General features: G+C 37.5%; 20 protein-coding genes. 3 read left to right on the top strand and 17 right to left on the bottom strand.

The window, feature by feature from the left end; translation table 11 throughout:
• Window positions 1-195: 195 nt before the first annotated feature.
• The 13 genes from ACY2RU_RS05710 to ACY2RU_RS05650 all read right to left on the bottom strand — a co-directional run bounded on the left by ACY2RU_RS05710 (window position 196) and on the right by ACY2RU_RS05650 (window position 17,881).
• The gene (locus ACY2RU_RS05710; RefSeq protein ID WP_490137446.1) at window positions 196-1,008 is read right to left on the bottom strand and encodes a DMT family transporter; all 813 of its coding nucleotides are present in this window, start codon (window positions 1,006-1,008) and stop codon (window positions 196-198) included.
• Window positions 1,009-1,098: 90 nt separating this feature from the next.
• Window positions 1,099-1,623 carry a LacI family DNA-binding transcriptional regulator gene (locus ACY2RU_RS05705; RefSeq protein WP_490137445.1) on the bottom strand — a complete coding sequence of 175 codons (525 nt, stop codon included), beginning with the start codon at window positions 1,621-1,623 and terminating at the stop codon, window positions 1,099-1,101.
• Window positions 1,620-2,288, bottom strand: coding sequence for a bifunctional 4-hydroxy-2-oxoglutarate aldolase/2-dehydro-3-deoxy-phosphogluconate aldolase (locus ACY2RU_RS05700; protein WP_490137444.1), 669 nt, complete (start codon window positions 2,286-2,288; stop codon window positions 1,620-1,622). Before ACY2RU_RS05700 ends, ACY2RU_RS05705 begins: the two co-directional genes overlap by 4 nt.
• Before the next feature lie 11 nt (window positions 2,289-2,299).
• The gene (locus ACY2RU_RS05695) at window positions 2,300-3,322 is read right to left on the bottom strand and encodes a PfkB family carbohydrate kinase (RefSeq protein ID WP_490137443.1); all 1,023 of its coding nucleotides are present in this window, start codon (window positions 3,320-3,322) and stop codon (window positions 2,300-2,302) included.
• Window positions 3,323-3,442: 120 nt separating this feature from the next.
• On the bottom strand, window positions 3,443-4,207 hold the full coding sequence (locus ACY2RU_RS05690) for an SDR family NAD(P)-dependent oxidoreductase (protein ID WP_490137442.1): 765 nt from the start codon (window positions 4,205-4,207) through the stop codon (window positions 3,443-3,445).
• 26 nt (window positions 4,208-4,233) lie between these two features.
• Window positions 4,234-5,418: an MFS transporter gene (locus ACY2RU_RS05685; RefSeq protein WP_490137441.1), complete on the bottom strand. Its 1,185-nt coding sequence runs from the start codon at window positions 5,416-5,418 to the stop codon at window positions 4,234-4,236.
• Between the two features lie 339 nt (window positions 5,419-5,757).
• Complete coding sequence (locus tag ACY2RU_RS05680; RefSeq protein ID WP_490137440.1) at window positions 5,758-6,465, bottom strand: FadR/GntR family transcriptional regulator; 708 nt, start codon at window positions 6,463-6,465, stop codon at window positions 5,758-5,760.
• Window positions 6,466-6,680: 215 nt separating this feature from the next.
• Window positions 6,681-7,994 carry a RagB/SusD family nutrient uptake outer membrane protein gene (locus ACY2RU_RS05675; RefSeq protein WP_490137439.1) on the bottom strand — a complete coding sequence of 438 codons (1,314 nt, stop codon included), beginning with the start codon at window positions 7,992-7,994 and terminating at the stop codon, window positions 6,681-6,683.
• Between the two features lie 12 nt (window positions 7,995-8,006).
• Window positions 8,007-11,186: a SusC/RagA family TonB-linked outer membrane protein gene (locus ACY2RU_RS05670; RefSeq protein WP_490137438.1), complete on the bottom strand. Its 3,180-nt coding sequence runs from the start codon at window positions 11,184-11,186 to the stop codon at window positions 8,007-8,009.
• Window positions 11,187-11,471: 285 nt separating this feature from the next.
• A complete protein-coding gene (locus tag ACY2RU_RS05665; RefSeq protein WP_490137437.1) occupies window positions 11,472-11,819 on the bottom strand; it encodes a cupin domain-containing protein in 348 nt (115 codons plus the stop codon).
• A 9-nt stretch (window positions 11,820-11,828) separates the two neighbouring features.
• Window positions 11,829-14,111, bottom strand: coding sequence for an alginate lyase family protein (locus ACY2RU_RS05660; RefSeq protein ID WP_490137436.1), 2,283 nt, complete (start codon window positions 14,109-14,111; stop codon window positions 11,829-11,831).
• A complete protein-coding gene (locus ACY2RU_RS05655; protein WP_490137435.1) occupies window positions 14,111-16,453 on the bottom strand; it encodes a chondroitinase-B domain-containing protein in 2,343 nt (780 codons plus the stop codon). Before ACY2RU_RS05655 ends, ACY2RU_RS05660 begins: the two co-directional genes overlap by 1 nt.
• 477 nt (window positions 16,454-16,930) lie before the next feature.
• Window positions 16,931-17,881, bottom strand: coding sequence for an NAD-dependent epimerase/dehydratase family protein (locus ACY2RU_RS05650; RefSeq protein ID WP_490137434.1), 951 nt, complete (start codon window positions 17,879-17,881; stop codon window positions 16,931-16,933).
• A 137-nt stretch (window positions 17,882-18,018) separates the two neighbouring features.
• Here ACY2RU_RS05650 and ACY2RU_RS05645 point away from each other — a divergent pair, with 137 nt between their 5' ends.
• Window positions 18,019-18,621 (top strand): hypothetical protein, encoded by a 603-nt coding sequence (locus ACY2RU_RS05645; RefSeq protein ID WP_490137433.1) that lies wholly within the window; start codon window positions 18,019-18,021, stop codon window positions 18,619-18,621.
• Window positions 18,622-18,678: 57 nt separating this feature from the next.
• Window positions 18,679-20,745 (top strand): M13 family metallopeptidase, encoded by a 2,067-nt coding sequence (locus ACY2RU_RS05640; RefSeq protein ID WP_490137432.1) that lies wholly within the window; start codon window positions 18,679-18,681, stop codon window positions 20,743-20,745.
• Between the two features lie 48 nt (window positions 20,746-20,793).
• Here the strand turns inward: ACY2RU_RS05640 and ACY2RU_RS05635 are convergent, their stop codons facing one another.
• Window positions 20,794-21,600 (bottom strand): NAD(P)-binding domain-containing protein, encoded by an 807-nt coding sequence (locus tag ACY2RU_RS05635; RefSeq protein WP_490137431.1) that lies wholly within the window; start codon window positions 21,598-21,600, stop codon window positions 20,794-20,796.
• Window positions 21,593-23,953, bottom strand: coding sequence for a M20/M25/M40 family metallo-hydrolase (locus ACY2RU_RS05630; RefSeq protein WP_490137430.1), 2,361 nt, complete (start codon window positions 23,951-23,953; stop codon window positions 21,593-21,595). Before ACY2RU_RS05630 ends, ACY2RU_RS05635 begins: the two co-directional genes overlap by 8 nt.
• A 122-nt stretch (window positions 23,954-24,075) precedes the next feature.
• Between ACY2RU_RS05630 and ACY2RU_RS05625 the strand changes: the two genes are divergently transcribed.
• Window positions 24,076-24,540, top strand: a complete 465-nt coding sequence (locus tag ACY2RU_RS05625; RefSeq protein WP_490137429.1) for a CBS domain-containing protein — start codon at window positions 24,076-24,078, stop codon at window positions 24,538-24,540.
• Window positions 24,541-24,638: 98 nt separating this feature from the next.
• Here the strand turns inward: ACY2RU_RS05625 and ACY2RU_RS05620 are convergent, their stop codons facing one another.
• On the bottom strand, window positions 24,639-24,995 hold the full coding sequence (locus ACY2RU_RS05620) for a hypothetical protein (RefSeq protein WP_490137428.1): 357 nt from the start codon (window positions 24,993-24,995) through the stop codon (window positions 24,639-24,641).
• A 2-nt stretch (window positions 24,996-24,997) separates the two neighbouring features.
• Window positions 24,998-25,555 (bottom strand): HNH endonuclease family protein, encoded by a 558-nt coding sequence (locus tag ACY2RU_RS05615; RefSeq protein ID WP_490137427.1) that lies wholly within the window; start codon window positions 25,553-25,555, stop codon window positions 24,998-25,000.
• Between the last annotated feature and the right edge of the window lie 20 nt (window positions 25,556-25,575).

Here is a 25,575-nt window from a genome sequence, read left to right as displayed (position 1 = left end):
CAAAGGTTGTTACGGATGTAACATATATGATCTTGTGTGTAGCTTGAGTTGGGGTTTCGGCGGTTGTTATTGTGGTTTTGACCTGCGTTAAGGGTAGGAGTGGAAATACTTTTGGCTCTGCCAAAAGATTGAAGCGGATGACCTGACCGAATGAAATGAGGGAACGCCCAAAAAGGTAAAATTCTAAGAAAAAGTTTACGAATCGCGCTTTAAGAGTGTATTTAGCGCAAGTCCTGTGAGAATTAGAAAGATTCCGATCAAGCTCCAAACGGAGTATTTTTCATCAAAAGTTATAAGACCGAGAAGCATTGTAAAGATCACTTCAAGATATTTTAAAGGAGCGACGAGATTTGTTTGAGCCGATTGCAATGCTTTTGTCATAAATAACTGCCCTATATAACCAAAAAGGCCTAGACTGAGTAGAAATAACCACTCGATTCCAACAGGAGTTTTCCAATAATTAATAGCAAAAATACCGCTCACTATGGTTGCGATGACCATAAAGTAATTGACAATAACTACGGGATGATCTTGATTGGCAATTCTCCGAATAAGTATAAATACGAGTCCGCTAAAAAACGCTGACCCAAGTACGTAAAGCAATCCAAGTGTGTTCATTGTATTGTCAAATCCTTTCATGATCAAGACGCCACAGAAGGCGATAGAAATAAAGAGCCATTGTATGGGTTTGATTTTTTCTTTAAGGAATAAATAGGCGAGTATCATGGCAAAGATGGGTGCGATATAGCGCAATGAAACTGCCGAACCCATGGGGAGTTCTTTTAAGGCCGCAAAAAAAAGACCCATAGAAATAAGTCCAGCCAAGCCTCTAAGGATCATGAGTGTTTTTTTATTTCCTAATGGAGATATGTTATGACGTATCAAGAATCCTATAGAAAAGAACAAAGAACCGGCAGATCTAAAAAAGATTATCTGCGAGACATCAAATTTGCCCAAGTGTTTTACAAATACATTGAGAAATGTAAAAGCAAAAGCACTAAGAATCATGTATTGCAAAGATTTTTTTAGCATATGATCAACTGCAAATCAATATTGTTTACTTGTACTGCCCTTAGTGACTAGATAAAAATTTAAGGACTAGGAAATTGCTGTAAGTAATTTTTTGAAAGTGAGAATACAAAATTTATCGAGATCATCAGTACTGGTCTTCTCTTTGCTTGACAAGGATACAATGGGAACCATATATTTTTTTGAGTTTACCTTGGTTCTTTTATCTGTAAATAAAATTACGCCATCAACACTTCCGTCACTGATAGTTTTTAAATGTTCTTCTTCTTTTTGAGGACACTCAAAAGATTGAAAGATCATTGTTTTATACCCGTGCTCGATCGCAATTTTTTGAAATTTTGATAAAATGGTACTGTAATGCTTTATGTCAATTTGGGGTAAAATAATGGCGATGGTACTACTTTTTTTATTTCGCAATCCTGTGGCAAAGCTATTTGGGATATAATTGTGTTTTTCTGCAACGCATGTTATTTTCCGCTTCGTTTTATCACTAATATCTACTTTATCATTTAAAGCTTTAGATACCGTGGAAATAGAAAAACCAGTTAGATGTGAGAGTTCCTTTAAGTTGATCGCGTTCATTGTGGGAGTCATTTTTTCAAGTCAGAAATTATCTTTAGAGACATTTTTGTGAGCTCCATAATTTTTGCATAATCATACATGCCCTGAGCATCTTTTACAATTAATTTTGAACCCATACCCACACAGGTGACACCTGCGTTAAACCAGCTTTCAAGGCTTTCTTTTGTTGGTGACACACCACCAGTTGGCATGATACTGGTCCATTGACATGGGCCTTTAATTGCTTTTACGAACTCAGGTCCATAAATTCCACCAGGAAAAAGCTTTACAATTTCACATCCTAGTTCCTCCGCTCGTGCAATCTCGGATAAGGAACCACAACCTGGTGACCAAAGCACTTTTCTTCTGTTACAAACAAGGGCAATATCTTCCCTTAGTACTGGGGTTACAATGAAATTGGCTCCTAGAGCCATATATCTTGATGCGGCTGCTCCATCGGTTATAGAGCCAACCCCTAGAATCATTCCTGGTAAGTTTGAGATCGCGTACTTGTTTATTTCTTTAAAGACCTCTTCGGCAAAGTCGCCTCGAGCAGTAAACTCTAATAATCTTGCGCCGCTATTATATAGGGCGTCTAATAATTTTTTACAAGTAGAAATATCACTTTCATAAAACAATGGTACTAAACCCGTTTTATTCATACTGTTTGCAACTTGAATTCTTGAGTATTGTGCCATTGTAATGTAATTTATCTTGATACTTTGCCAGATTCGGCTCCGCTTAATAGTTTTTCGATTTCGCTAAGGGTAATTAAATTATAGTCACCCGAAATGGTATGTTTTAGACAGCAAGCTGCAACGGCTATGTTTAATGCTCTTTGTTTATCGTTGCTGTCGTTCAGTAATCCGTAGATCAGTCCACCCATAAAGGCATCACCACTTCCAACCCTGTCAACCACGGGTGTTACTTCCTTTACATCTGCGTTATACAAGGTTTTACTATCGTATAAAATACCTCCAATTCGTTGATGAGAAGCACTAACAGAATATCTTAATGTAGTAGCTGCGATTTGTAAGTTGGGGCATAATTTAAAAATCTGATCGTAGAGAATAGGTAATGAGGTTTCATTTTGATAGTTAGGGTTCACTTTGTCTTTTCCCAACATAAATAATGCAGTATCAATATCTCCTAAAATAACATTACTGTATTTTAGAAGTTCTGGCATTACTTGATTTGGCTCTTTGCCATATTGCCATAGTTTAGATCTATAATTTAAATCTGAAGAAATTGTAACGCCTAATTTATGTGCAACCTTAATAGCTTCTAGGCATTCTTCTGCAGCAGATTGTGAAATAGCGGGAGTGATTCCACTCCAATGAAACCAAGTAACACCTTTTAATACAGATTCCCAATCAATAGACCCCTTGGGTATAGTTGCCATAGAGCTATTGGCTCTATCATAAACGACATTACTGCCACGAGTTCCGGCGCCAGTTTCGAGGTAATAGATACCTAATCTATCTCCCCCGTAAATAACGTTTTTAGACTCTACATTAAATTTACGCATTTCCTTTAGCGCACAAGCTCCAATCTCGTTCTCCGGTAATCTGGTTATAAACTCGACAGGAATTCCGTAATTAGCTAAGGATACGGCTACATTAAATTCTCCACCACCATAAGTAGCAGCAAATGTTTTTGCTTGAGAAAACCGTAAATGACGCTCGGTTGAGAGTCTTAACATGATTTCACCAAATGTGACAACTTTACTCATTATTTAAATTTTGTTACTAAACTTCACTTTATAAAAAGCCAAATAGCTTTATTTCTTTTATCTCTCCTAAATTAAACTTTAAAAGGGATACGTTAAAATAAAACTACTTGGCTATTCAATTTAAATTCCTAGAGCTTGTCCGCCACCAATTTGAATGGTTTCAGCAGTTATAAAAGCTGCATCTTCACTGGCTAAGAATGAAACGACTGAAGCTACATCTTCGGGTTGACCTAATCGTCCTAACATTATATTGTTTGCCCATGATGCAAAAACCTCTGGTTTTGTCGCTTTAATTTGGGCATGAAATGGAGTGTCAATGGTTCCGGGAGAAACGGCATTTACTCTAATACCGTATTCAGCTAGATCTTTTGCTAATGCTCTTGTGATTGCATGAACACCAGCTTTAGAGGTTCCGTAGATTCCTGCTCCAGGACCTCCAGCAGTCCATGCTGCATTTGATGTGTAATTAATAATAGAGGGGTGTTCTCCTTTTTTGAGGAATGGAATTGCGGCTCTTGAAGCAAAAAAGACTGAATCAAGGTTTAGGGCCATTACATTTCTGTAAAACTCGGTCGTCATTTCTTCAAACCTAGATCGGCCACCTAAGCCACCGGCATTGTTGACGAGTAGATCAATCTTTCCATGTTTTTTACCCATTGCCATTATGTTGGATGTGACGGCTTCTTCGTTGGTTACATCAAATCCGTAATATTCGGCAGTAATTCCTTCTGCAGTAAGCTCTTCAATTCTTTTGGCTCCTGCTTCATTGTCAATACCATTTAAAATGACTGTATATCCGTCATTTCCTAATCTTTTTGCTACTGCAAATCCAATACCTCCAGTTGCTCCTGTGATTACTGCTATTTTTCCTTTTGCTTTACTCATAATTTTTTATCGTTAATTATTTTTTCTTAATTGTCTGTGCTTACTACTAATTTTACTTTTTTAATTAAAAAGAAAATAGATAGAACGGCTAGTACTACAGACACAGTAATAGCTATAAATGCCGGCGTGTATGACGATCCTTGATCTGTTATTACACCGATAAACCAGTTCATAATTATTGGTGAAAATGCCGCAATTGTACCAGCTAATCCAGCTAATGTACCTACCGATGGGCCTCTAAATAGATCACTTGATAATGTTTGAATGTTACCTATGGCAAATTGAAATCCGAAAAGCGCTAACCCAGCTAGATATATAAAAGTCATATAGTTAGAGTCGTTTACAAATAATATAATGGAAACAAAACCAATTATTATTAAGAGACTTCCTAAAACGATACTTGCTTTTCTACCCACATCTACGGAAGTACGCTTAATGATTGCTTCAGTAAATAATCCTCCTAATATTCCGCCAGAGGCAGCCAATAGATAAGAGATCCACATTGTATTTCCAATCTCTTCAATGCTCATTTCGAATTTATTATGCAAGTATATTGGCATCCAACCTGCAAAGAACCACCAAATAGGTTCTATAAAAAATCTGCATAGTAAAACTCCCCACGGTTGTTTATAACTTAATATTTTTCCGACACTTAAACTTTTGGCGCCTTCAATTTCAACATCATTGTTTTTTATTCTATCATTCAGCAATAAATTTCTTTCGTCATCAGTAATCCAAGGATGAGCTTGTGGTTTTGATTTATTTAAAACAAGCCAAGGAATAACCCAAAGCAATCCTAATGCTCCTAATATTATGTATGTAGACTTCCATCCAAATTGTGCGTATAAAAAGACAATAACAACAGGTGCGATTACATTTCCTATAGAAGCTCCCGCATTAAATATTCCTTGTGCTAACGCTCTTTGTTTAACGGGAAACCATTCTCCATTGCTTTTTACGGCGCCGGGCCATAGTCCCGCCTCACCGAGCCCAAGGAGCCCTCGAACTATTGATAAGGAAATTACTCCTCTTGCTAATGCGTGTAATGCAGCTGCTGCAGACCATAATATGATAGACACAACAAAGCCCAATCGGGTTCCTATTTGGTCATATAATCTACCTGACAAAAATTTACTTGCAGCATAGGTAATCATGAAGACATTAAGCATTAATGCATAATCAGAATTATCCATTCCTAGATCTTCACCCATTTGAGGCCATAGTAAAGCAAAGGCTGTCCTATCTATATAATTTATTACGGTAGTCTATATAATTTATTACGGTAGCAATAAAGATAAGCCCAATAATCCACCATCTTAATCCTTTTACTTTCATGTTTTTTTAGTTCTATTATCTCAAGGGTATGGTTAGTTTGAGTAAAGAAATTTATATTCTATACTAGTTGCTCAAACTGTTCATTTAACTAGAGCATGGATAAGATTTAGGTTTTTAGAAACCTAAAAGGATCCAAAACAATATTATAAGTCCCTCCAAAGTTTTAATTGATTTAGAAATAAAGCGTGCAATTTATTTCTAATGTTATGTTTAGGCTACATTTTCACATTGTAGCAGTATCTATATAGTTCTTTAAAATGTTCTTTCATTTTCTGCTTTGCCAGTTGTGGTTCTCCCGCTCTTACTGCCTCATAGATGTTTGTGTGTTCCTCAATCCCTAAAAAGGCCGTGGTGTCATCACATACATGATATTTCTGAAAATTTGTAATAATTTCTGGAGTAATCATCAGCATAAAAGTGTTCATACTACTATTACCAGAGGCTTTTGCGATCGCCAAATGAAATAATAGGTCCTCTTGAACAGCATCCTCACTATTACGCACTTTGTTTGAATACGCGTCGAGAGCATCTTTCATTTGTTTTAAATCTTCGTCTGTTCTTCGTAAGGCTGCTAACCGTACTGTTTTTAATTCTAACAGTATTCTCGTTTCCACAAGGGATTTAAAATCGGGATCTTCAAGGCGTAAAATATCCTCAATCATACCGTTCATGGCAATAACACCAATATCGGCAACAAAAGTTCCACTTTGTGGGATAGAGTTTAGCAATCCATAGAATTCAAGTTTTTGTATTGCCTCGCGAATTGTACTTCTAGTAACTCCAAATTTTTCAGAAAGCGTTCTTTCTGAAGGTAACTTATCTCCCGGCTCCAAATTTTTGTAATTAATTAAATCTCTGATTTTTATAATTACTCCTTTTTGAAGCGTGTGTTTTTCATTTACATTAAGGATGTCTAATTTCATAAACGTAATATTCAACAATTGGTTAACCAAATAGATTTTTTTAAAGTTAAATAATTCTTATAAAAATTAAGTAACATCTCAATTCTTTATGGCAACAATATCAAGACTTTCTTTTGATAAATTTTACTGGTCATTGCTAATAGACCAGTAAAACGTATAATAAAATTTAAAGAATACTCAAATCATGGTCAATAGTTCTTAGTTTCCTTTGTCAATTAGTATCCAGAATTTTGAGTAATCACTCCGTCGCTCGCCAGAATTTCTGAAATTGGAATTGGGAAAATATAATAGTTTGGATTAACTGTTTCGCCCATTTCCGCATCAACGGTTCCTGTTCTAACCAGATCAAACCATCTTTGCCCTTCAAAGGCCAGTTCTAGTCTTCTTTCTTGTTGTATGGCCTGTCTAACCAAAGCCTGTGTATTCAAGACTGTATGATCAAGAGCAGCTAAACCAGCTCTTGTTCGTATGGGGTCTAAAAGATCAAGTACCATCTCGGGAGAAGATCCATTTTCATTTAATGTTTCTGCATATAACAGAATCATATCTGCTAATCTTAGTTCTATCCAATCGTGATCGGGACCACCCGTTTGAGGATATTTTGGAGACTTTAACTCTGTCTCATCAATAGTTACCGCTCTTCTTAAATCTCCCGGGCTTGCATCAAAAGCAGCAATTAGATCTGGGTCTAATGGCTCTAATGCTTTTGTGTCCTGCCCGAAGAACCATTCCCAAAACTCTGAAAAACCGTATTCATCTGATATGGAGCTTGATACTTGTGTTGCAAAGATGATTTCTGAATTCAAATCAGTAACAAAAATATCAGCAAAGTTTTCTTGTAAGCTAATTCCTGCAGCGGCAGATCCATTTACAACAGCAGCTAACTGTGGTTCGGCACTGCTAAAATTACCCATATGCATAAATACTTTTCCTAATAAGCCCTGTGCGGCAAGCTTTGAAGCTCTACCATTGACACTTGTGGTACTCAAAGCACTTATTGCGGCTTGTAAATCAGGTATGATAATATTGTTATAAATATCTGCAGCGGGTTGTCTTGTTAGGTCGAAAGTTGGAATGTCATCTATATTTGGTGTAGTTAGAATAACACTAACATCACCAAATGCTTGTACTAGTTTAAAATAAGACAAAGCTCTTAAAAATTGCGCTTCACCTACTTGTGTAACATCTGATGAATTTTCAATTACGTTATTCGTACTTAATATAGACTTGTATAAGGCTGTATAGAGCGGACCAAAAAACTGGTCTTCCATAACCGTTAATTCACTATTAAATCTATCAAATGCAGGATATGGTTCTTCGTCCATTAATGCATTGTCTGCTCTAAAGTCGCCCATTATAGCCATTGGCGTAACAGCGCCAAGTTGGTAGTAATATGCAGCGTTCAAAACTCCTTCAAAATCTGTCAGAGAATCTGAACTAGCAATATTGGGCGGAAATTCATCCAAATCGGTACTACATGATAGTGTCAAAAACAATGATCCTAAAAATAATATATATACTTTTTTCATTTCTTTCTTAATTTAAAAATTAACATTAAAACCAAACGTAAAGCTTCTAACTATTGGACTTGCACCTACCTGCACTCCGTATGTAGTAGGTCCTAAGTAATCAGGATTTGTCGTTTCTATACCTTCTGGATTAAAAGACGTATAATCATCGCCCCATAAATAAAGCAAATTAGTAGCTGCAACATATAATCTAGCCGAATTAACGCCAACCTTATTAATCCATTCTGGTTTAATAGTATATCCTACAGTTAGGTTTCTCAATGCGACATAAGAGGCGTCTTGTATCTGCGCGTCAAGTTGATTTCTCGATTGTGTATAATGCTCTCCATTATGATCAGCAATGCCGTCGTTGTCTGCATCAAAGCTATCTCGTAATCTTCCACCAAATTCTGAATTGTAGTAAATTGGGTCAATATTAAAGACATCACCTCCTTGAGCTCCTTGTAATTGGAATGACATGTCAAAATCCTTATAGCTCATTGAACTATTTAATCCCCAATAAAAATCTGGTGTGTTTTGTCCGATTTTCACTAAATCTCCACCTTCAGCAACTGTTTTTGTTCGATCAATTACTCCATCACCGTTTTGATCTTTGACATAGTATTCTGAACTATTAATACCAATGGCTCTCGTAGGGTCGGTTATGTATTTATCTTCAACTTTTCCAATGGTTTCTAATCCCCACATTTCACCAATTTCTCCACCTACATAATTTCTGAAAACAGGACCTCTACCGCTCTGGCCGTAAATTACTTGAGGTAATTCATCTAAACCACCTAGGTCGGTAATTTCAGTTTTCACTGTGGATAAATTAGCGCTAACATCCCAGTTAAAATTTTTCTTGCGTAAAATAGCTGCAGATAATTCAAGTTCTAAACCAGAACTTCTAACATCACCCGAGTTAAGTCTTATGGAAGTGGTACCAAAAACTTCGGAAACACTCTGATTAATTAGGATATCTTCAATATCAGAAGTATAATAATCTACACCCAATCTAATACGATTGTCTAAAAATCCTAAATCAATACCATAGTTAGTTTCTGTATTGGTTTGCCAGGTTAAATCTGAATTAGCTACTTCTGAAGGAATCAAAAATCCAGTCCCAAATACAGTTGGTTGAGGGTTTAAAAGACTCAATGAACTATAAGCTCCTAAATCGGAAGTAGTTCCTAAAGACCCCATACTAAACCTTGGTTTTAATAAACTCAAGAATTTTAAGTTATAAAAAGATTCGTTGTGTACATTCCATCCTAAAGACAGTGCTGGGAATGTGTTATATCTATTATTAGCTCCGAAACGTGAATCACCGTCTCTTCTTACCGATGCCGACAGTAAATAACGGTCGTCATAAGCATAGTTAATTCTTCCGAAAACACTCCATCTTGAGATAGTTTCGTCTCTTTCTGTTACCGTGATGTCTTCAGGATCTAATAGGTTGTAATTTATAATGTCGCTAAATGGAACATTTGTACCATTTAAAGATGTGCCTTTAAAATAGATCTTTTGAAATTCTATTCCAGCTACCGCAGAAATATCATGTTTTCCTATTTCTTTGGCGTAATTTAATGTCGTTTCACTTAGTGTAGAGGTTTGTTTTACGTTTGTTTGGTCTAAGGCCGTTTGATTACTACGTGCTCTAGAATCAAATTCAAGTCCTCTCCAGAAATAGTCTTGAGTATCTTTAAGGTCACCCCCAAGAGCAGTTTTGATGTTTAACCCCTCTAAAATGTTGTATTGTAAATATGTATTAACATTAGCGAAATACGTTTTTTGGTATCGGTCTGTGTTATCAAGCTTTGTTGCCGGACCAGCATCTCCCGTTCCGCCAATACCATTGCCACTTCTTCCATAGTGCCAGTCTTGTGCAGTATCACCAGGCTGTAGTGTATAAATACTGTTGTTAAAAGGTGCATCACCTCCTCTATAACCATCGTCAAATGGGTCAAGCCCTAGGTCTTGTGCTTGTTGGTCTAGTTGTTGAACAAATGCAATAGACTCTGCTGTATGGTAAATAGGGCTAATATTATACGATCTCAAGAGATCTCTCTGGTCATGACCTATAATATCTCTATCGGCTGCAAACCCATTAAAGCTTAAACCTGTTTTAAATTTGTCTCCCAATTCGGCATCAACATTCAAACGCGCATTCAGTCTTTCATAGCCTTCAGTTCTTACAATACCTTCGGTGTTTTGGTAACCAATTGAAGCAAAGTAATTGGCATTTTCTGTTCCGCCACTATAGCTAAAGTCATGGCTGGTAGTATTCCCGTTTTGAAAAAGCCAATCTTCAACGGCCAAAACATCTGGTGCATTTTTATAAGCATTTATCTTATAATTTAAAAAGGCCGGATCCAATTCAGAAACATCATACGTGCCATTGGCTATACCAGATTCCAGTTTGTTAGCCCATTCCGAAGCAGTCATATTGATATTGTCTCTCAAATATCTACTTGAGGTGCTATAGTATGTACTATATGTAAAACTTGGAGTACCTTTCTTTCCTTTTTTGGTTGTAACCAAGATAACACCGTTCGCTCCTCTAGAACCATAAATTGCAGCCGAAGCGGCGTCTTTTAATACCTCTATGCTTTCAATATCGTTCGGATTAACAGTGGCTAGATTCCCTGAAATAGGGTACCCATCTACAACAATAAGTGGATTTGAATTACCATTAATAGATGATGCCGCTCTTACTTGAATTTTAGGATCAGCACCTGGTGAGCCATCTTGATTTTGAATCAAGACACCCGCTAATTTACCAGCTAATGCGTCGTCTACACGAGTTGCTTGAATAGATGCAATATCATCTCCTCCTACTTTAGAAACAGCACCCGTTAAGTGACTCTTTTTTCTAGTACCATACCCAACAACAACTACTTGATCTAAAGTGTTGGTGTCTTCCGCTAATTCAACAACAAGTGTTTTTTGATTTGTTATTGTGATTGATTGTGATATATATCCTAAATAGGAGAATTTTACCACATCGCCCGTTTTTACTTCAATTTGGTAATTTCCATCAAAATCTGTTGATGTACCGGTTGAGGTTCCTTCAATAACAATGTTTGCGCCGAGAATGGGCATTTGATCTGCAGCGGAAGCTACTTTACCCGTTAAAAGGTAGTTGTCCTGGGCTACCATCATAATACTGCTGAAAAGCATAATTACTGCGGTTAGCGTTGTTTTTACATTCATAAGTTAGCTGTTTAGATTATTACTTGGACTTTCAAATAATGATTACTTAAAACAACATTCAATGCATCAATAATAAATAGTTTTATTACTTTTACAATACATGTTTATTAAGTTATTACGTGTATTATTACTTCCCTCCAAGGAGTAATTATTTAAAAGGATGGGCGTGCACCCGTCCTTTTTTTATTTGTTACAATGTGGTTTACCAAATTGGTTAACCAGACTGGTTTACCAAATATATTAACTTTTTGTTAACTTCCAAACTTTATTGTAAATAAATAGTAGTTATTCCATAAAATCCTCACGAATCGGACTGAATACGTCGATTAAAACGCCAGATTTCTTACAAATCGCTCCGTGTAGAACATGTGGCGGTATATAAAAAGCATCGCCGCCCTTCATGATTTTAGTTTCATCACCAATAGTTAATTCAAATTCACCACTTACCACATAGGTGACTTGAGAATGATAATGTTCGTGCATAGGGCCTATTCCGCCTTCGTCAAAATGGACATTGACTAACATGATCTTGTCGTCGTAACCCATAATTTTACGTTTTACGCCTTCTCCCACTACTTCCCATGGGATCTCATCTCCTAATAAAAATTCTTTACTTGCTCCAAATGTTTTCATACTGATATATTATTTAAAAAGATAAGCACCAGTCCATTGATGCTCTATATTATTTATGGTTATTGTGTGTTTTGCATTTTCTGAGGCATCATTATTTGCCATAATAAAAGTTTTAACCTCGCCAGATAGATCTGTTATACGAATCGCCAGATAGTCTTTTGTATCGAGAATAATTTTTACTTCGGAAATATTACTTTTCGCATTTTCTGAGAATTCTGATACAGCGCTATAGTGACCGTGTGATTCAATGGTGGATACAAAGACAGTGTTTTTAGTATTTTTTCGTCTGAAAATAATAGACGCATCTCTTCTTAAATTGAAATCTGGATCGTTGGCGCCTATTCGTGTAAATATAAGGTCATCTGTTTTTTCAGTTGCTGAAGTAAGGGTATAAAAGTGCCCATTGTTCAACCAAGAAAGCTTTGTGTTTTCTTCGGAAGGGCTGCCTAGTCCTTCCAAATACAAATGCTGATAGCCGTTTTTAGTGCCAAGTGCTTCAAGACTTTTCGGACTTTTATACTCGAAATTTGTGTCCATCATTTGTCCCATAAAATAATAGGGGAGGTCGTATTGATTGGCTGTGTTTGAAGTCAGCCTCATAATATCTAGTACAAAGGGCTTTTCAAAGTTTTTATCTGAAATAATCGCCATAGTACGATGCATCTCAGTACCCGGGTAGGCTGTTGTATCTTTTGCACTTACAACTTGTATCTTGTCATTATTCGTTTTAAAAAGATATAAGGAGGGGCAATGCTTGCTTCCAATTTCATATTTTCCTTGAAAATGAGAGGCTTCATTTATAGTAACCGTATTATGCGCAATACTTTGTTTTGCCCATGTGGTATTTTCTTTTAAATAATTACCGCCGCCTTTCTGTTCAATGTTGACAAAACGAGCCATTCCATAATCTTGAATGATCTCGTCACCATTTTCATAAAGTGAAAAAGATAATTTGTCATAGTGGCCATGACTAAGGCCTTGTGCAGAATATTTAAATACCAGAGAAATAGCTTCCTCACCTTGTCTCAAAATACCAACACCTCCCTGTTTCCCATCAGAACCATCCATGAGATTTATAGATTCCTTTTTAAATGGTTTTGAAGCTCCGTTTTTAACTCCGAGCGCCACAGACAAGCCTGTGTCATCTAAAAGGACGCGACCTTGTTTTTCGGCAATACTTAAAAGTTGAGGATCGTTTCCGCCGTAATAGTAAGCAATATCAACTGCTGTTACTAACTCTCTAGAATAATACGACATTCCTTTTTGGGCGTCGTTCAACGGGAAAAATTCACCATCTGCATCAGTAAGGTTAAGCAATGTATGAACCGATTTGAGTAAAACACTATCCTTGTGTTCAAAAATTTTCAGTTCTGGCTTTACATTTTGCAGTCCTTCAGCAAAGATCAAAAATGGATACATAGCATAACGCTGATAGTAAGGACCTTCGGTATAATAGCCGTCTGGAGAAAAGGGTTCCTCAAGGTTTGCTAAAAACCCGGCTTTGCCATCTTCATTTTTTATAAACCCACCGTCATTATCTTTCGCATTGGCCGCTAGGCCATCGTTCTTTATGCCGTATAAAGCACGATCAATTAGAACTTCATCTTTCATAACCAATCCGATCATTCCCACGGCTGCATTTCCCCAAGTGCTATGGTTGTGCACACGGTTGTAAAATTGTGGATTTTCTATTGAGATATAATCGGCAAAGGGTCTAAATAGGTTAGTCTCTAATTTTTCGCGTTCTTCCGCAGTTAAAAAATTATAGACACAATCATATGCCTGACTTACATAAACCAACCAATTGGAATCGTTTAAGCATTGCCAAAATAGCTTTCCTCTTGCATACGATCTCGTTTGGGGATGAACAGGTAGGGTTTTGTACATCGACTCATATTGTAATAACATATCGCGAACATATACAGCGTATTTTTCATCGTCTAAGATTTGATAGAGTACGCCTGCTTTCTGTAGTATTAAGAAATTGCGTTTATGGCGTTCGTGGGTATAGCCCCCAGAGAAATCTTTAGGTAGTGGGGTGTCAATTCCTAACGCGATCTCTGCGTCTACTTCTTCCTTTACAGTTTGAAGGGCATTATCGAAAAGGGGAATGCTTCCCAATTTACTTTTGATCTTTTCAACCCCAGCTTGCGTTAATATAAGAGAAGGGTGTTCACTAGATGTGACTTCTAAATTACTAGTAAGGGAAGTTTCCTTTTGATCACATGAAATGGCAAAAAAAAAGAGTAGTGCTAAAATAGTTCCGGATTTCAACGTTTTTACGTTTTTCATTAAAGTTTTTTTGTAACAACACCAAGGTTTAAGCCATCTGTTGCTTTACCTGTTAAGTTTGAATTTGGCATTAAGAAAGGAGTGCCCTCATTGAATTCTGGCGCAAGATTCCATTCGTTTTCAACAGTATATTTTTGGTCGCCTGTGACTTCCATTTTATCTGTATCATAAAAATCGTTATTTAAGATAGTAACGATGGGTTCACCCACAACCAAGTGCGTTTTAAGTCCTTTGGTTTTGTTTAGAATGTTGTTCTGAATTTCAATCACTTGAACACCATATAATGAAATAGCGGCATTGTATTTATTTCGTTGATCAAAACCTACATTGTTAAAGGTACAATGATCCATTTCTAAAAAGGGTCCGAAGGTACTTTCATCTTTTCCGCCTCTGTGCAGACGTAAGGCGGCACCACCAATATCTTCAAAATGATTGTTTTTCATTATTACATATTCGGCATTGTAAATTCCAATATCATCTGTCTCTCGATCTAGTGCAATTACATGCCCACTTACCGTTTTAAAGTTAGAGTTTTTAATACTGATGGTATCTGCAAATGTATTTTTATAAACTCTAAAGACATCAAAAGAATGATTCACATCGAGATTTACGAAGTCACAATCATCAACAAAAAGCTTGTAATTTTTGTTCATAGAGTATTTACTTGTTGTTACAACAGAGTTACCAGTTCTGTCAGGACAAGCTTCGCCATCGAACCGGATACCTTCAAGAGAGAGACTTCCACCGTTTTGAATTTCGAAGAGCGATTTCTTTTCAAATACAATTGTTGGTTTTTCTTCGGAATTGGACACAAAACTTAATGCGTGTTTGACAGGAATTGATTTTGAAAGGGAATATGTTTCCGAAGGGGTTAATTCAATAATATCTCCAGCCGAAGATCCAACTACTGCGTCATAAAGGGTATTTAATCCGGCTTCAACTTTGATTGTTTTTCCAGAATTTAAGGTCGGTGATGCTAGATCTTTAGAATACCATGAAACCCCTGTTTGTTCTTTCGTAAGAATAGTATCTGGAAGTTTGGCTCCTACATTTGAGAGAGCATCCTCTGGCACAAGTAATCCAGCGTTGTTTTTAACGAGCGTTAATTTTTGTTTTTTAAAGCCAGTAGGTGCGATAGGAACAATATTTTCACTTAAGATATTATTGTTAAAGGCTATTCCGCTTATATCATCATATACTGTAAAAAGATTGTCTTTGCTTTCATTGTAAAAAATATTGCTTTCCATCAATGAATTTACTGGGGGCGCATTTCTTTCTGCATCGGCTCCAGCACAAAGTTGTATATGGTCGCAATTAATAAAAGTATTATTTTTTACCACGGCGTCTTTTGCCTGATCGTAGCGATTGATGGGTGAATTATAAATACCATTCATGATAACAAACGCACCTCTAAATCTATATCCGGTTAAGCCAATTGCATAATTATTAGTTACGGTTTGCTCACCATTAATAATACGAATTCCGCCAGTGCTAGGTTTATTGTTTCCTATAAAAATATTACCATCAACCAATGTTCTATTTCCATGTCGCATGGTTAAGGTTCCGGTACATTCGTAAAAAACGTTGTTTTTATACGTATTCTCACATGACTTGTTAGAGATAATTTCGTGCTCTCCATTACAACGGTCAAAATAATTCGATTCAACAAGGGTATTTGAATTGGTTCTTGAATAATGACTTGTGCCTATTCGTAGTGTTTCACCACCATTAGAGCCCAAGTTTTGACGTGGACCGAAATAATTATGGTCAATACGATTATGGTTTTCTTGACTTTCCTTGGTATTCAATTTGACAATCATGGTAACACCTCTATTCTTTTTTCCCGCCAAATGATTATGATCCACGCGATTGTTCTTACCATAAATAGCAACCCAAGTATCGGGTTCGTGACGTTCAGGGTTACTAAAGTTGTCAATAACACATTCAGTTAAGCGGCAATTATTTGAAAGGGTTTCATTATCTTTTTTGAAGGTAATAACTTCGTTTGTTGGGGTAAAACCGTTTTTAAAAACAAGTCCCTTAACTATTAGATGATTTCCAGCGATGCGCAGATTAGAAGAGCCTTCCAAAGTTACTTTGCCTTTATCTTCTACTGTTAAAGTAATAGGTTTTTCAGCGGTTCCATTAGCCTCAAAAAGAAGTTCGGTATCTTTCCACACGCCGTTTTTTAAGATAATTATATCTCCAGGAACTGCATTGGCAATGGCTTGATCAAATTCGACTATGCCTTTTACGTATATACCCTCTTTTGACTCGGTCTTACAGGAAACAAAGGTTAAAAAAAGGGATACAAAGAAAACAACAAAAGATTTTAAAGACATAGTCGACTGATATAAATGGTTAGGTTATGGTGATATTTTTATCAACTGGTTAACCAGATTGGTTTACCAAATATAGAAATATTAACCTATCATACAAATTTTAGCTACTATTCTTTTTTAATTCATGGCGCAAATCAACAGTGCTATTAAGTGTTATAATGTTGTAAAAGTGCATGTTAACAGTATTTATGAAAAGCTTGCAAAGAAATAATCAGGCTAGATGATTTTGTTTCAAATTTGCTGAAATTACAGTATAAAGTGGTTTTTTTGCCACGATCTATGTCAATATTCTTCATAAATAAAACACGCATCAACAGAATTATCATCGTAAATACTGTCACTGAAAGACCAAATCAAAAATTTAAAAAGCTATGGAAGATGTTACTGTTTATAGATAATCAAAACCACACCCGCAAGGTTGTAAAGACTGGTTACTACCTATAAGCAGTCTTTTTTATGCGGTAAACTCTTTAAAAACTAGGAGTACTCAGTATTCAAGTTGTCCAGCATCACTTTTGTCATTTCATCGAGCGAAAAGGAGTGCTTCCAACCCCAATCTTCTCGTGCAGCCGTATCATCAATGCTTTGAGGCCAAGAGTCGGCAATGGCTTGTCTAAAATCAGGTTCGTAGCTGATCTCAAATTCTGGAAGGTGTTTTTTAATGCTCGCTGTGATCTCTTCAGGATTAAAGCTCATTGCAGCCAGATTATAGGCGCTGCGAATTTTTATATTGGCAGCAGGGGTTTCCATAATGCTCACGGTTGCCTTGATGGCGTCATCCATAAACATCATTGGGAGAGTAGTTTCGGCATTTAAAAAGCAAACATATTTACCATGCTTTAATGCTTTGTGGTAAATGTCTACAGCGTAATCTGTGGTTCCGCCACCGGGCAGAGTAGTATAGCTGATCAAGCCAGGATAGCGAATGCTTCGTACATCAACACCATATCTTTTGTGGTAATATTCACACCATCGTTCCCCCGTTTGTTTACTAATACCATAAACCGTTGAAGGCTCCATGATAGTACGTTGTGGGGTATTTGTTTTGGGTGTTGTTGGGCCAAAAACAGCAATACTTGATGGCCAGAATATTTTTTCAATTTTTCCGTCTCGTGCTAAATTAAGCACATTAAACAGCGATTCCATATTGAGGTTCCACGCACGCATAGGGAATTTTTCAGCTGTAGCCGAAAGCATGGCAGCCATTAGGTATACTTCGGAAATTTCATAACTAATAACCACATCTTGTACGGCATCAGAATCTGTTGCGTCCAAGATCTCGAACGGCCCAGATTCCATCATTTCGGCATTCCCTTCCTTAATGTCACTCGCAATTACTTTATGATTTCCATATTTCTTCCGAAGATATGCAGTTAATTCGGTTCCAATTTGCCCGGAAGCACCAATGATGAGTATTCTTTTTTTCATAAAAACGTAGCAAAAGTATGGTTATAGTGTGATTTCCCTAAAAAGGGACGTAAATATAGACATATTTCTAACCAATTCTTTGTGTTGCAACCGTTGCAGTTCAAGAATTCCATTTATATTTGTGACGTTTAAACAAAATGATGAAGAACACCCTGTGTTTCAAAATATTAGCTTGTATTTTTCTCTTCGGAAGTGTCTCCTGTCAAGATGCTTCGGAAATTTCCGAAGTAATTAAAGACGAGCCCGTCGATAATAGCATGCATTTTGGACTAGAAGGTGCTGCATTACCAAAGCTTTCAGAAGAAGTAAAGCTACAAATAACACAGTGGCCCATTTTTGAAGATTATATTTTTGAGGCAACAACCATGGGAGGAAAAACGGTTGAACAATTACGCACAAAAACCGAACGTCTTTTACCACAAGCCGATTCTCTTTCAAAACAACTTCCAGATACATTAAAAACGACACTAATATCATCTCGATTATTAGTGGTTGATACTCGACTGAAATTACTTCATCAAAAAGTACATAGAAATCGATTAGATTCATTGGCTGTGGCCTTGGATATAAACGAACTTAGAATGGCAGTGACAAACTTCGTTAATCAACTAAACGAAAAATTACAGAAAGACAATATAGACTTTCAACGTAAGGACGATGAAAAGAAGGAAATTGAAAAACAAAAACGTTTTTTGGATTCTGTCTATCGCGCCGAATTACAAGACAAAAGTCTAAAATGATGTAACAATAAGTACAAACGAGCGACTCATAACGCTAAAAGCAAAACTAAAAACCCGATGAAAAAACAAATTTTAAGATCCGCACTCGCAATTGCTGCCTTAGCCGTTGTGGTAAGTGCTTGCAAGGAGAAGGACGGAAAGATGGTGAAAGCCGATGATGTTGAAAGAGGAATTCTTCTTTCAAATATGGACACTACTGTGAGTCCGAAAGCTGATTTCTACAACTATGTTAATGGAAGTTGGATGAAAAATACGACAATTCCTGAAGATCGCTCAACCTGGGGCGGATTTAGCATGTTGCGTAAATCTACAGACGCGAATGTTCTTGACATCATTGACAGAGCAGAAAAAAGCGGAAAGTACAGTGCTGGAACAGATCAGGCAAAGGCCTTGGCAATTTTCAACACCAAGTTAGATACAGCAGCTCGAAATGCTGCAGGATTAAAACCATTACAACCCGCACTTGATGATATTGCAGCGATAAATACACTTGAAGATCTTCAAACGGTATTAGCTAAAAACCCTGCGGTTTCCTCACCGTTTTTCGGTCTTGGCGCCTCTGCAGACTTGAATGATAGTTCAATGAATGCGGCCTATATTTTTAACTCAGGTCTTGGCCTTCCAGATCGTGATTTCTACCTTGAGCAAGATCCTAAATCAAAAGAAATTCGCGAGCGCTATGTAGCGCACATTACGCTAATGCTGCAAAAATTAGGTGATGATGAAGCAACTGCGATGGCTTCTGCTAAAAAGATTCTAGCGATGGAAACAGCCTTGGCTGAACCTCGTTTAGATAAGGTGCAGAGTCGTGATATGCGTAACTTCAACAATCCAATGTCTGTTGCCGATATTCAAAAAATGATGCCTTCAATTGATATTAAGAAATTGATGGCCGACATGGGAATTAAAAAGCAAGTGGACACTTTGATAGTAACACAACCAACCTATATGAAAGCGTTGAATGCTATGTTAACAAATTCGTCTATTGAAGATATTAAGACCTTAGTTCGCTGGGATACTTTTAACAGCGCAGCAGGGCAATTAACTACAGATATCGAGACAGCAGATTGGAAATTTTACAGCCAGTATTTACGTGGTGATAAAGAGCAACGTCCTGCTGAAGAACGTGCATTAGCAACAGTAAACAACACTGTGGGTGAAGCGCTTGGTCAATTATATGTTGACGAGATGTTTCCTCCAGAAGCGAAAGCTAAAGCCGAAAAAATGATCGCAGATGTGATCGCAGCTTTCCAAAGCCGTATCCAGAATTTAGATTGGATGAGTGCCGAAACCAAAGATAAAGCAGTTGAAAAACTCGATAAATTTACGGTTAAGATCGGGTATCCAGATAAATGGGAAGACTATTCTAACATGGAAGTTAGTGCTGAAAATTCGTATTTCGAGAATATGGCTGCAGTGAATAAATGGGCTAGTGATAAGAATTTAGAAGAAATTGGTGAGCCGGTTGACCGAACCAAATGGGGAATGTCTCCTCAAACAGTAAATGCGTATTTCAATCCACAAAACAACGAGATCGTTTTCCCAGCGGCTATCCTACAACCGCCTTTCTATGATTACAAGGCAGATGATGCTGTTAATTATGGTGGTATTGGTGCTGTAATTGGTCACGAGATCTCACACGCCTTTGATGATAGCGGTGCGCGTTTTGACGGTGACGGAAACTTAGTGAACTGGTGGACGCCAGAAGATCTTGAGCAATTTACTGCACGTGGTAACGCTTTGGCAGAACAGTATGACCAAGTTGAAGTTATGGACAGTGTGTTTATCAACGGGAAATTTACGCTAGGAGAAAATATTGGTGACCTTGGTGGTTTATTAGGTGCCTTTGATGGACTCCAAAATCACTACAAAGAAACTGGTCGTCCAGAAGCTATTGATGGCTTTACGCCAGAGCAACGTTTCTTTATGTCTTGGGCTACCGTATGGCGTACACTTACACGTGATGATGCTTTACGTACTCAAATCAAAACAGATCCACACTCACCAGGAATGTACAGAGCAACAGAGCCTTTAAAAAACATTGATGCTTTTTATGAGGCATTTGATATTAAAGAAGGAGATCCTATGTATGTAGCGCCAGAAGATCGCGTTCGTATTTGGTAATCTTTTCTGAATAGAATAACAAAAAGGAGCTCAATCGAGCTCCTTTTTTTATATGTCATATTTAAACTGATAGTCTAGAATAGTCTCAATATGTACGCCGTGAACTTCCTTAAAGGTCTCGTCTGTTGTGGTTTCTGAAAATTGTGGCGGTTCTAAACCTAGCTCTAAAGCCTTTGCGTGATAATAGTCTTTTTTTATAGGATGATTGGGATGAACGGCATTGAAAACATGACCGAAAGCATCTTGCTTAATTATTTCTGAAAGAATCCGAATACAATCACCCCGTTGAATTAAATTCACGGGCGATAAGCCACCGCTCAGATCTTTACGGCCTGCAAGATAACGAACAGGTTGTCTGCTTCCGCCAATCAATCCGCCAAAACGAACGACCGCCGTTTGAATACCTGTTGCATTTTGAAACAGTTGTTCCACTTGAAAAAGTTGTTTCCCAGCCCCAGTATCGGGTTGCGGGATATCTTTTTCAGTTGCTCTTCCTTGATCATCTGCATATACTGAGGTACTGCTAACAAGAATTACTTTAGGGATTTGGTATTGTTGGAGTGCAGTTAAAAAATGCGACATTTTAAGTACATAATCTGCTCCCGTATTGCGCCGTAGCCCTGGCGGAATCATAATAACGAGTACGTCTACATCTTTCAGAAGCGCTCCTGTTACACCTTCAAGTCCTTTTTCGCCTGTTTGAAACGGGTAAGCATCAATACCAGCCTGTTGTAATTTTCCTGCCTTTTCGGGCGTTGTAACCGAACCTTTTACCGTATGCCCGAGAAATGATAAATGTTGGGCTAATGGAAGTCCTAGCCAGCCCAGCCCAGCGATTGCAATAACCTTACTCATTGATAAGCGTTGTTAATGTGATGCTATCTTTCTTTTTCTTCGGAAGCGCATCGATATCAATTGTACGATAAACCACAATGGCGTCTGTGTTGACAAAAGGTTTAGGCATTGTATTTTTAGGACGCTTATTGATACTAAACTGCGAATGTTTCAGTAGATCATAAGCATATTCAGATACCTTAAAAGAAACTTTTGTGTCTTTTGGAACAGTGTATCGCACTTCTAAGGAATCATCATGGGCAACAAAATAGCGCAGGAGTACATCGTTCTTTCGGTTATAAAATCGATTGTTTGCGGTGTCTTGCGAAACCATTTTTCCGTTAAAGACAAAATTTGAAAAAGGCAGGTCTTTGTCGGCATACAAATCTATTTCATGCACGTCACGACGCGGTAATATCGTAAAGACGGTGTGCCTTTCATTATTTATAATCGTGTCGTTTTCAAGGCGCACATCAAAGGGCGCAATGGTTTTTTTAGGTGCTTCTGCAGCAAAACTATATCCTGTGCTGTATTTACTTCCAGCGGCATTCGCAACGTAATCCTTAGCAGGTTTAGGATCGTCACCCAAATATCCTTTGGTCCAGTCATCTAAAATGTCATCATAAGTAACCCAATATTGCGATCCTTCATCGGCATTTTGATAATAGATCAAACTGTTTGGCTTCTGACGAGTTTCTGAAAAATCACTTCGGAAATGTGCTGTAATAAAGAAAGCAAGCGCAAATAGGAAACATGTGATCGATAAAATGTTTTTCCAGCGATAGCTTCCGAAGACAGGCAGCAACAATCCAAAAGTTAGTACCGTAAATACACAGCTAATAACCAGCATCTTTAATCCGAGTCCTACGGGAAAAAACTGAATAAGAGGTGCAAATAAGAATAGTGCTGGAGCGCCAAGGAGAGTTAGTATGATCAAGCTTGGATTTTTCTGCCGAATAAGTATAAACAAAGATATAAGTCCGAAATATACAGGAATGATCCAAAACGCCGCACCTTCTAAATAGATGGCAACTGCTGCGTTGATTATGATCCACAAAGTAAGTGGGGCAATAAAGAAACTGGCGACATTGTTTTTTGACTTAAACTTTCTGTATACTTTGAAGGTAATTGCCAAACAAAGCATAACAAAAAAGGCGATGTACCAATGGCCATTATAAGTGAATCCGTGCTGTATTTCGGTATATTGAGGATAAAGCCATTTTAGAATACTCCAGCTAAAGTATCCTATAACACCACAAATAAGCAAGGCAGTTAATATGGCAAGAAAACCTTTTCCAATTGCGGCGCCGTTGATTTGTCCTTTTTTAATTCCGAAGAAAATCAAAACAATAAATAAAGTGATAGCGATCAATAACATAGGTATGATCCAAGAAAATGGATAGGTGATCATTTTAATCAAAGGCGCATTTACATACACGTAATCTTCTTCAGCTTTTAAATTGGAAAGGTCTGCATCACTAAAATAGTGCAGCAATGGCAAGAGGTAGCTACCTTGATGTTGTAGTGTATTTCGGTCAAGATTCTCATAATTATCGTTTGCTGTATGGTAATCGAAGTGATCGTCTATAAAGGCGAAGAAAAAACTCTCTATATCTCCGTCTTCTCTAAAAACAGTAGAATCGGTATCATTTGGAAGCATTTTATAGACACTATACATCAATGAAGAAGCCACGGGATATTCGGGATTTGCAGCTACAAATGCTTTTACAAGATTTGCATTCCCTCCGTTGGTCTCTAAGATCATATTGCTAGGGCCACCGCTACCGCGGGCCTCAAAGTTAAGGACAAGACCTATGTTTTTCGCCAATGGATGTTCATTGACAAAAAGTTGCGCTCCATCGAGCCCAATTTCTTCCGCATCACTAAAAAGTACAATGATATCGTTTTTTGGTGTTTTACCGCTTGCTTTGTAGGCACGAAGACTTTCCAAAATAGTAACTACGCCACTTCCGGCATCACTAGCGCCAAAAGAGGGCACTTTTGCGCTGTCGTAATGTGAAAGTAGAAGAAGTGCCTTGCCAGAACCCGAACCTTTTAATACGCCAACAATGTTTTCAGGCTTATCGAGACCACCCCAACTTTCATTCAATACAAATCCTTCTTGTATCGAGGTTGTAAGTCCTAAGGCTTCGAGTTGAGTAACCAAGTAATTACGCACCTCTGTATGTGCTTCGCTGCCGTGAAAATGGGGCTCTTTCGAAATTTCTTTAAGAGGAATAAGGGCTCGTTCTGTTGAAAATTCTGTGTCAGGTACAGATGCCGACGCACCTTTTTGTGGCATTAAACTATAAAAGCTGTAATACGTTAAGCCTAATACGAGGAGGAGGGAAATGATTCCGGCAATTCTATTCATGTTATGTTTGGTTTGGTTTTTTAAAAGTACGGAGTTTTGGGCAATTGTTATACTTGTTGATAAAATTAGCCTTTTTGAATCTTGATTTTCACTATCTTTAAGAAGACTAAAAGCGTAGAAACATGGGAATTAAGAGTTTTATGGGCAAACGAGCCAAGGAAAGCAAAGGGGGTTCAGAGCAGATCACGGTTGCAGATTATATGAGTAGAAATTTGATCACTTTTAAGCCCGATCAATCGGTGTTAGAGGTAATGGAAATACTCATTAAACAGAAAATTTCTGGAGGACCCGTAGTGAATGAAAAACATGAGCTGGTTGGTATTATTTCTGAAGGCGATTGTATGAAACAAATTAGCGAAAGTAGGTATTACAATCACCCGATGGAAGACGTGAAGGTAGAGCAGCACATGGCTAAAAATGTTGATACCATTGATGGAAATATGAATGTTTTTGATGCCGCAAGTAAGTTTTTAGAATCAAAACATCGCAGATTTCCTATTGTTGAAAATGGTAAGCTTGTAGGGCAGATCAGCCAGAAAGATGTATTAAAAGCAGCTCTTCAGCTTAAAGGACAAACGTGGAAGTAGTTCTATGCTTAATTATTTATGATGTGTCTCTTTTTGAACATGGTGAGAAAGCACACCATTATTTTAGAACCTATCGTTTATACTGAAAAATAGAAGTTTTAAATCGATCCCTCCCGCTTTACTAATAAAAACCAGTTATTTTCTAGAGGAAGATAGCCTTGGTCATAAACGTAATTGTAGACCGCACCAGCCTTGGTTGTATACTGACTTGTATAAAACTGAAAACTAAAACCTTCACGTTGTAATCGCTCTTTGGTCACTTTAGTTTTGTCTTTGGCATTCAGCTTTTCTAGAATTCGGTAATTCTTGCGTAAGCGATTGTTGATATTACGCACTAAATTCTTAGAATCTTTGTTGAGAGTGTTATTATGCTCATTCCGACAGGCATCACTGCAGAATTTTTTATCGGCTCGGCCAATAATTTTTTCTCCGCATTGTGGGCATAATTTTTCCATGGTCAATAGTCAGTGATATGACCCCAATTTTCACCAGATTTGATACGATATAGTTGCATTTCTGAAATGCCAAACTGTTTGGCTATTAGACGCATACGCGTTTTTCGATTCGGGTCAAATATTTTTCTCTTTATAAGGCGGACACGCCCTGGCGACAATTTTGAATATTTCGGATTTTGACGTGCTTTTTTCTTTGACTCGATCACTCGAGGGTTTAGCATGTTATGTGCAGAAAGCCCTTTGCGATCTACATACATCAGATTGTCTGCCTTATTGTTCTTTTTATCATAATCTTTATGCACTACAAATGGCTTAATTTCTTCTTCCAAAAAAGCTTCGGCCACCACACGATGTACATACGTCATAGCCGCTCTACCCTTTTTAAGGGCAACAGGAAAAACAAAATAACCGCCAAGGTCATAAGGATTAAGCAGTTGACCTTCAGGGTCTTTATTAAAAACTATAATTCGGCCGTAATTCGATACCTTAAAGGCCGCGTTGTCGCGCCAAATAGGTTTTGAAAGTGTTTTCCACACTTCACCTCTTAAATTAATTATCATCAACTGGGGAGTTTGATGTA

This window comes from Ulvibacter sp. 2305UL32-6 (assembly GCF_058148545.1).
Note: the sequence above shows the minus strand (reverse complement) of the source record. Positions and strands in the feature narration are given on the sequence as shown.

Bases quoted from the DNA above. Each gene is read 5' to 3' on its own strand.
- ACY2RU_RS05660 (WP_490137436.1), bottom strand. From the start codon at position 14,111: ATGAAAAACGTAAAAACGTTGAAATCCGGAACTATTTTAGCACTACTC.
- ACY2RU_RS05655 (WP_490137435.1), bottom strand. From the start codon at position 16,453: ATGTCTTTAAAATCTTTTGTTGTTTTCTTTGTATCCCTTTTTTTAACC.
- ACY2RU_RS05670 (WP_490137438.1), bottom strand. From the start codon at position 11,186: ATGAATGTAAAAACAACGCTAACCGCAGTAATTATGCTTTTCAGCAGT.
- ACY2RU_RS05700 (WP_490137444.1), bottom strand. From the start codon at position 2,288: ATGGCACAATACTCAAGAATTCAAGTTGCAAACAGTATGAATAAAACG.
- ACY2RU_RS05625 (WP_490137429.1), top strand. From the start codon at position 24,076: ATGGGAATTAAGAGTTTTATGGGCAAACGAGCCAAGGAAAGCAAAGGG.
- ACY2RU_RS05635 (WP_490137431.1), bottom strand. From the start codon at position 21,600: ATGAGTAAGGTTATTGCAATCGCTGGGCTGGGCTGGCTAGGACTTCCA.
- ACY2RU_RS05675 (WP_490137439.1), bottom strand. From the start codon at position 7,994: ATGAAAAAAGTATATATATTATTTTTAGGATCATTGTTTTTGACACTA.
- ACY2RU_RS05665 (WP_490137437.1), bottom strand. From the start codon at position 11,819: ATGAAAACATTTGGAGCAAGTAAAGAATTTTTATTAGGAGATGAGATC.
- ACY2RU_RS05650 (WP_490137434.1), bottom strand. From the start codon at position 17,881: ATGAAAAAAAGAATACTCATCATTGGTGCTTCCGGGCAAATTGGAACC.
- ACY2RU_RS05690 (WP_490137442.1), bottom strand. From the start codon at position 4,207: ATGAGTAAAGCAAAAGGAAAAATAGCAGTAATCACAGGAGCAACTGGA.
- ACY2RU_RS05685 (WP_490137441.1), bottom strand. From the start codon at position 5,418: ATGGGTGAAGATCTAGGAATGGATAATTCTGATTATGCATTAATGCTT.
- ACY2RU_RS05705 (WP_490137445.1), bottom strand. From the start codon at position 1,623: ATGACTCCCACAATGAACGCGATCAACTTAAAGGAACTCTCACATCTA.
- ACY2RU_RS05645 (WP_490137433.1), top strand. From the start codon at position 18,019: ATGATGAAGAACACCCTGTGTTTCAAAATATTAGCTTGTATTTTTCTC.
- ACY2RU_RS05615 (WP_490137427.1), bottom strand. From the start codon at position 25,555: ATGATAATTAATTTAAGAGGTGAAGTGTGGAAAACACTTTCAAAACCT.
- ACY2RU_RS05680 (WP_490137440.1), bottom strand. From the start codon at position 6,465: ATGAAATTAGACATCCTTAATGTAAATGAAAAACACACGCTTCAAAAA.
- ACY2RU_RS05695 (WP_490137443.1), bottom strand. From the start codon at position 3,322: ATGAGTAAAGTTGTCACATTTGGTGAAATCATGTTAAGACTCTCAACC.
- ACY2RU_RS05630 (WP_490137430.1), bottom strand. From the start codon at position 23,953: ATGAATAGAATTGCCGGAATCATTTCCCTCCTCCTCGTATTAGGCTTA.
- ACY2RU_RS05640 (WP_490137432.1), top strand. From the start codon at position 18,679: ATGAAAAAACAAATTTTAAGATCCGCACTCGCAATTGCTGCCTTAGCC.
- ACY2RU_RS05620 (WP_490137428.1), bottom strand. From the start codon at position 24,995: ATGGAAAAATTATGCCCACAATGCGGAGAAAAAATTATTGGCCGAGCC.
- ACY2RU_RS05710 (WP_490137446.1), bottom strand. From the start codon at position 1,008: ATGATTCTTAGTGCTTTTGCTTTTACATTTCTCAATGTATTTGTAAAA.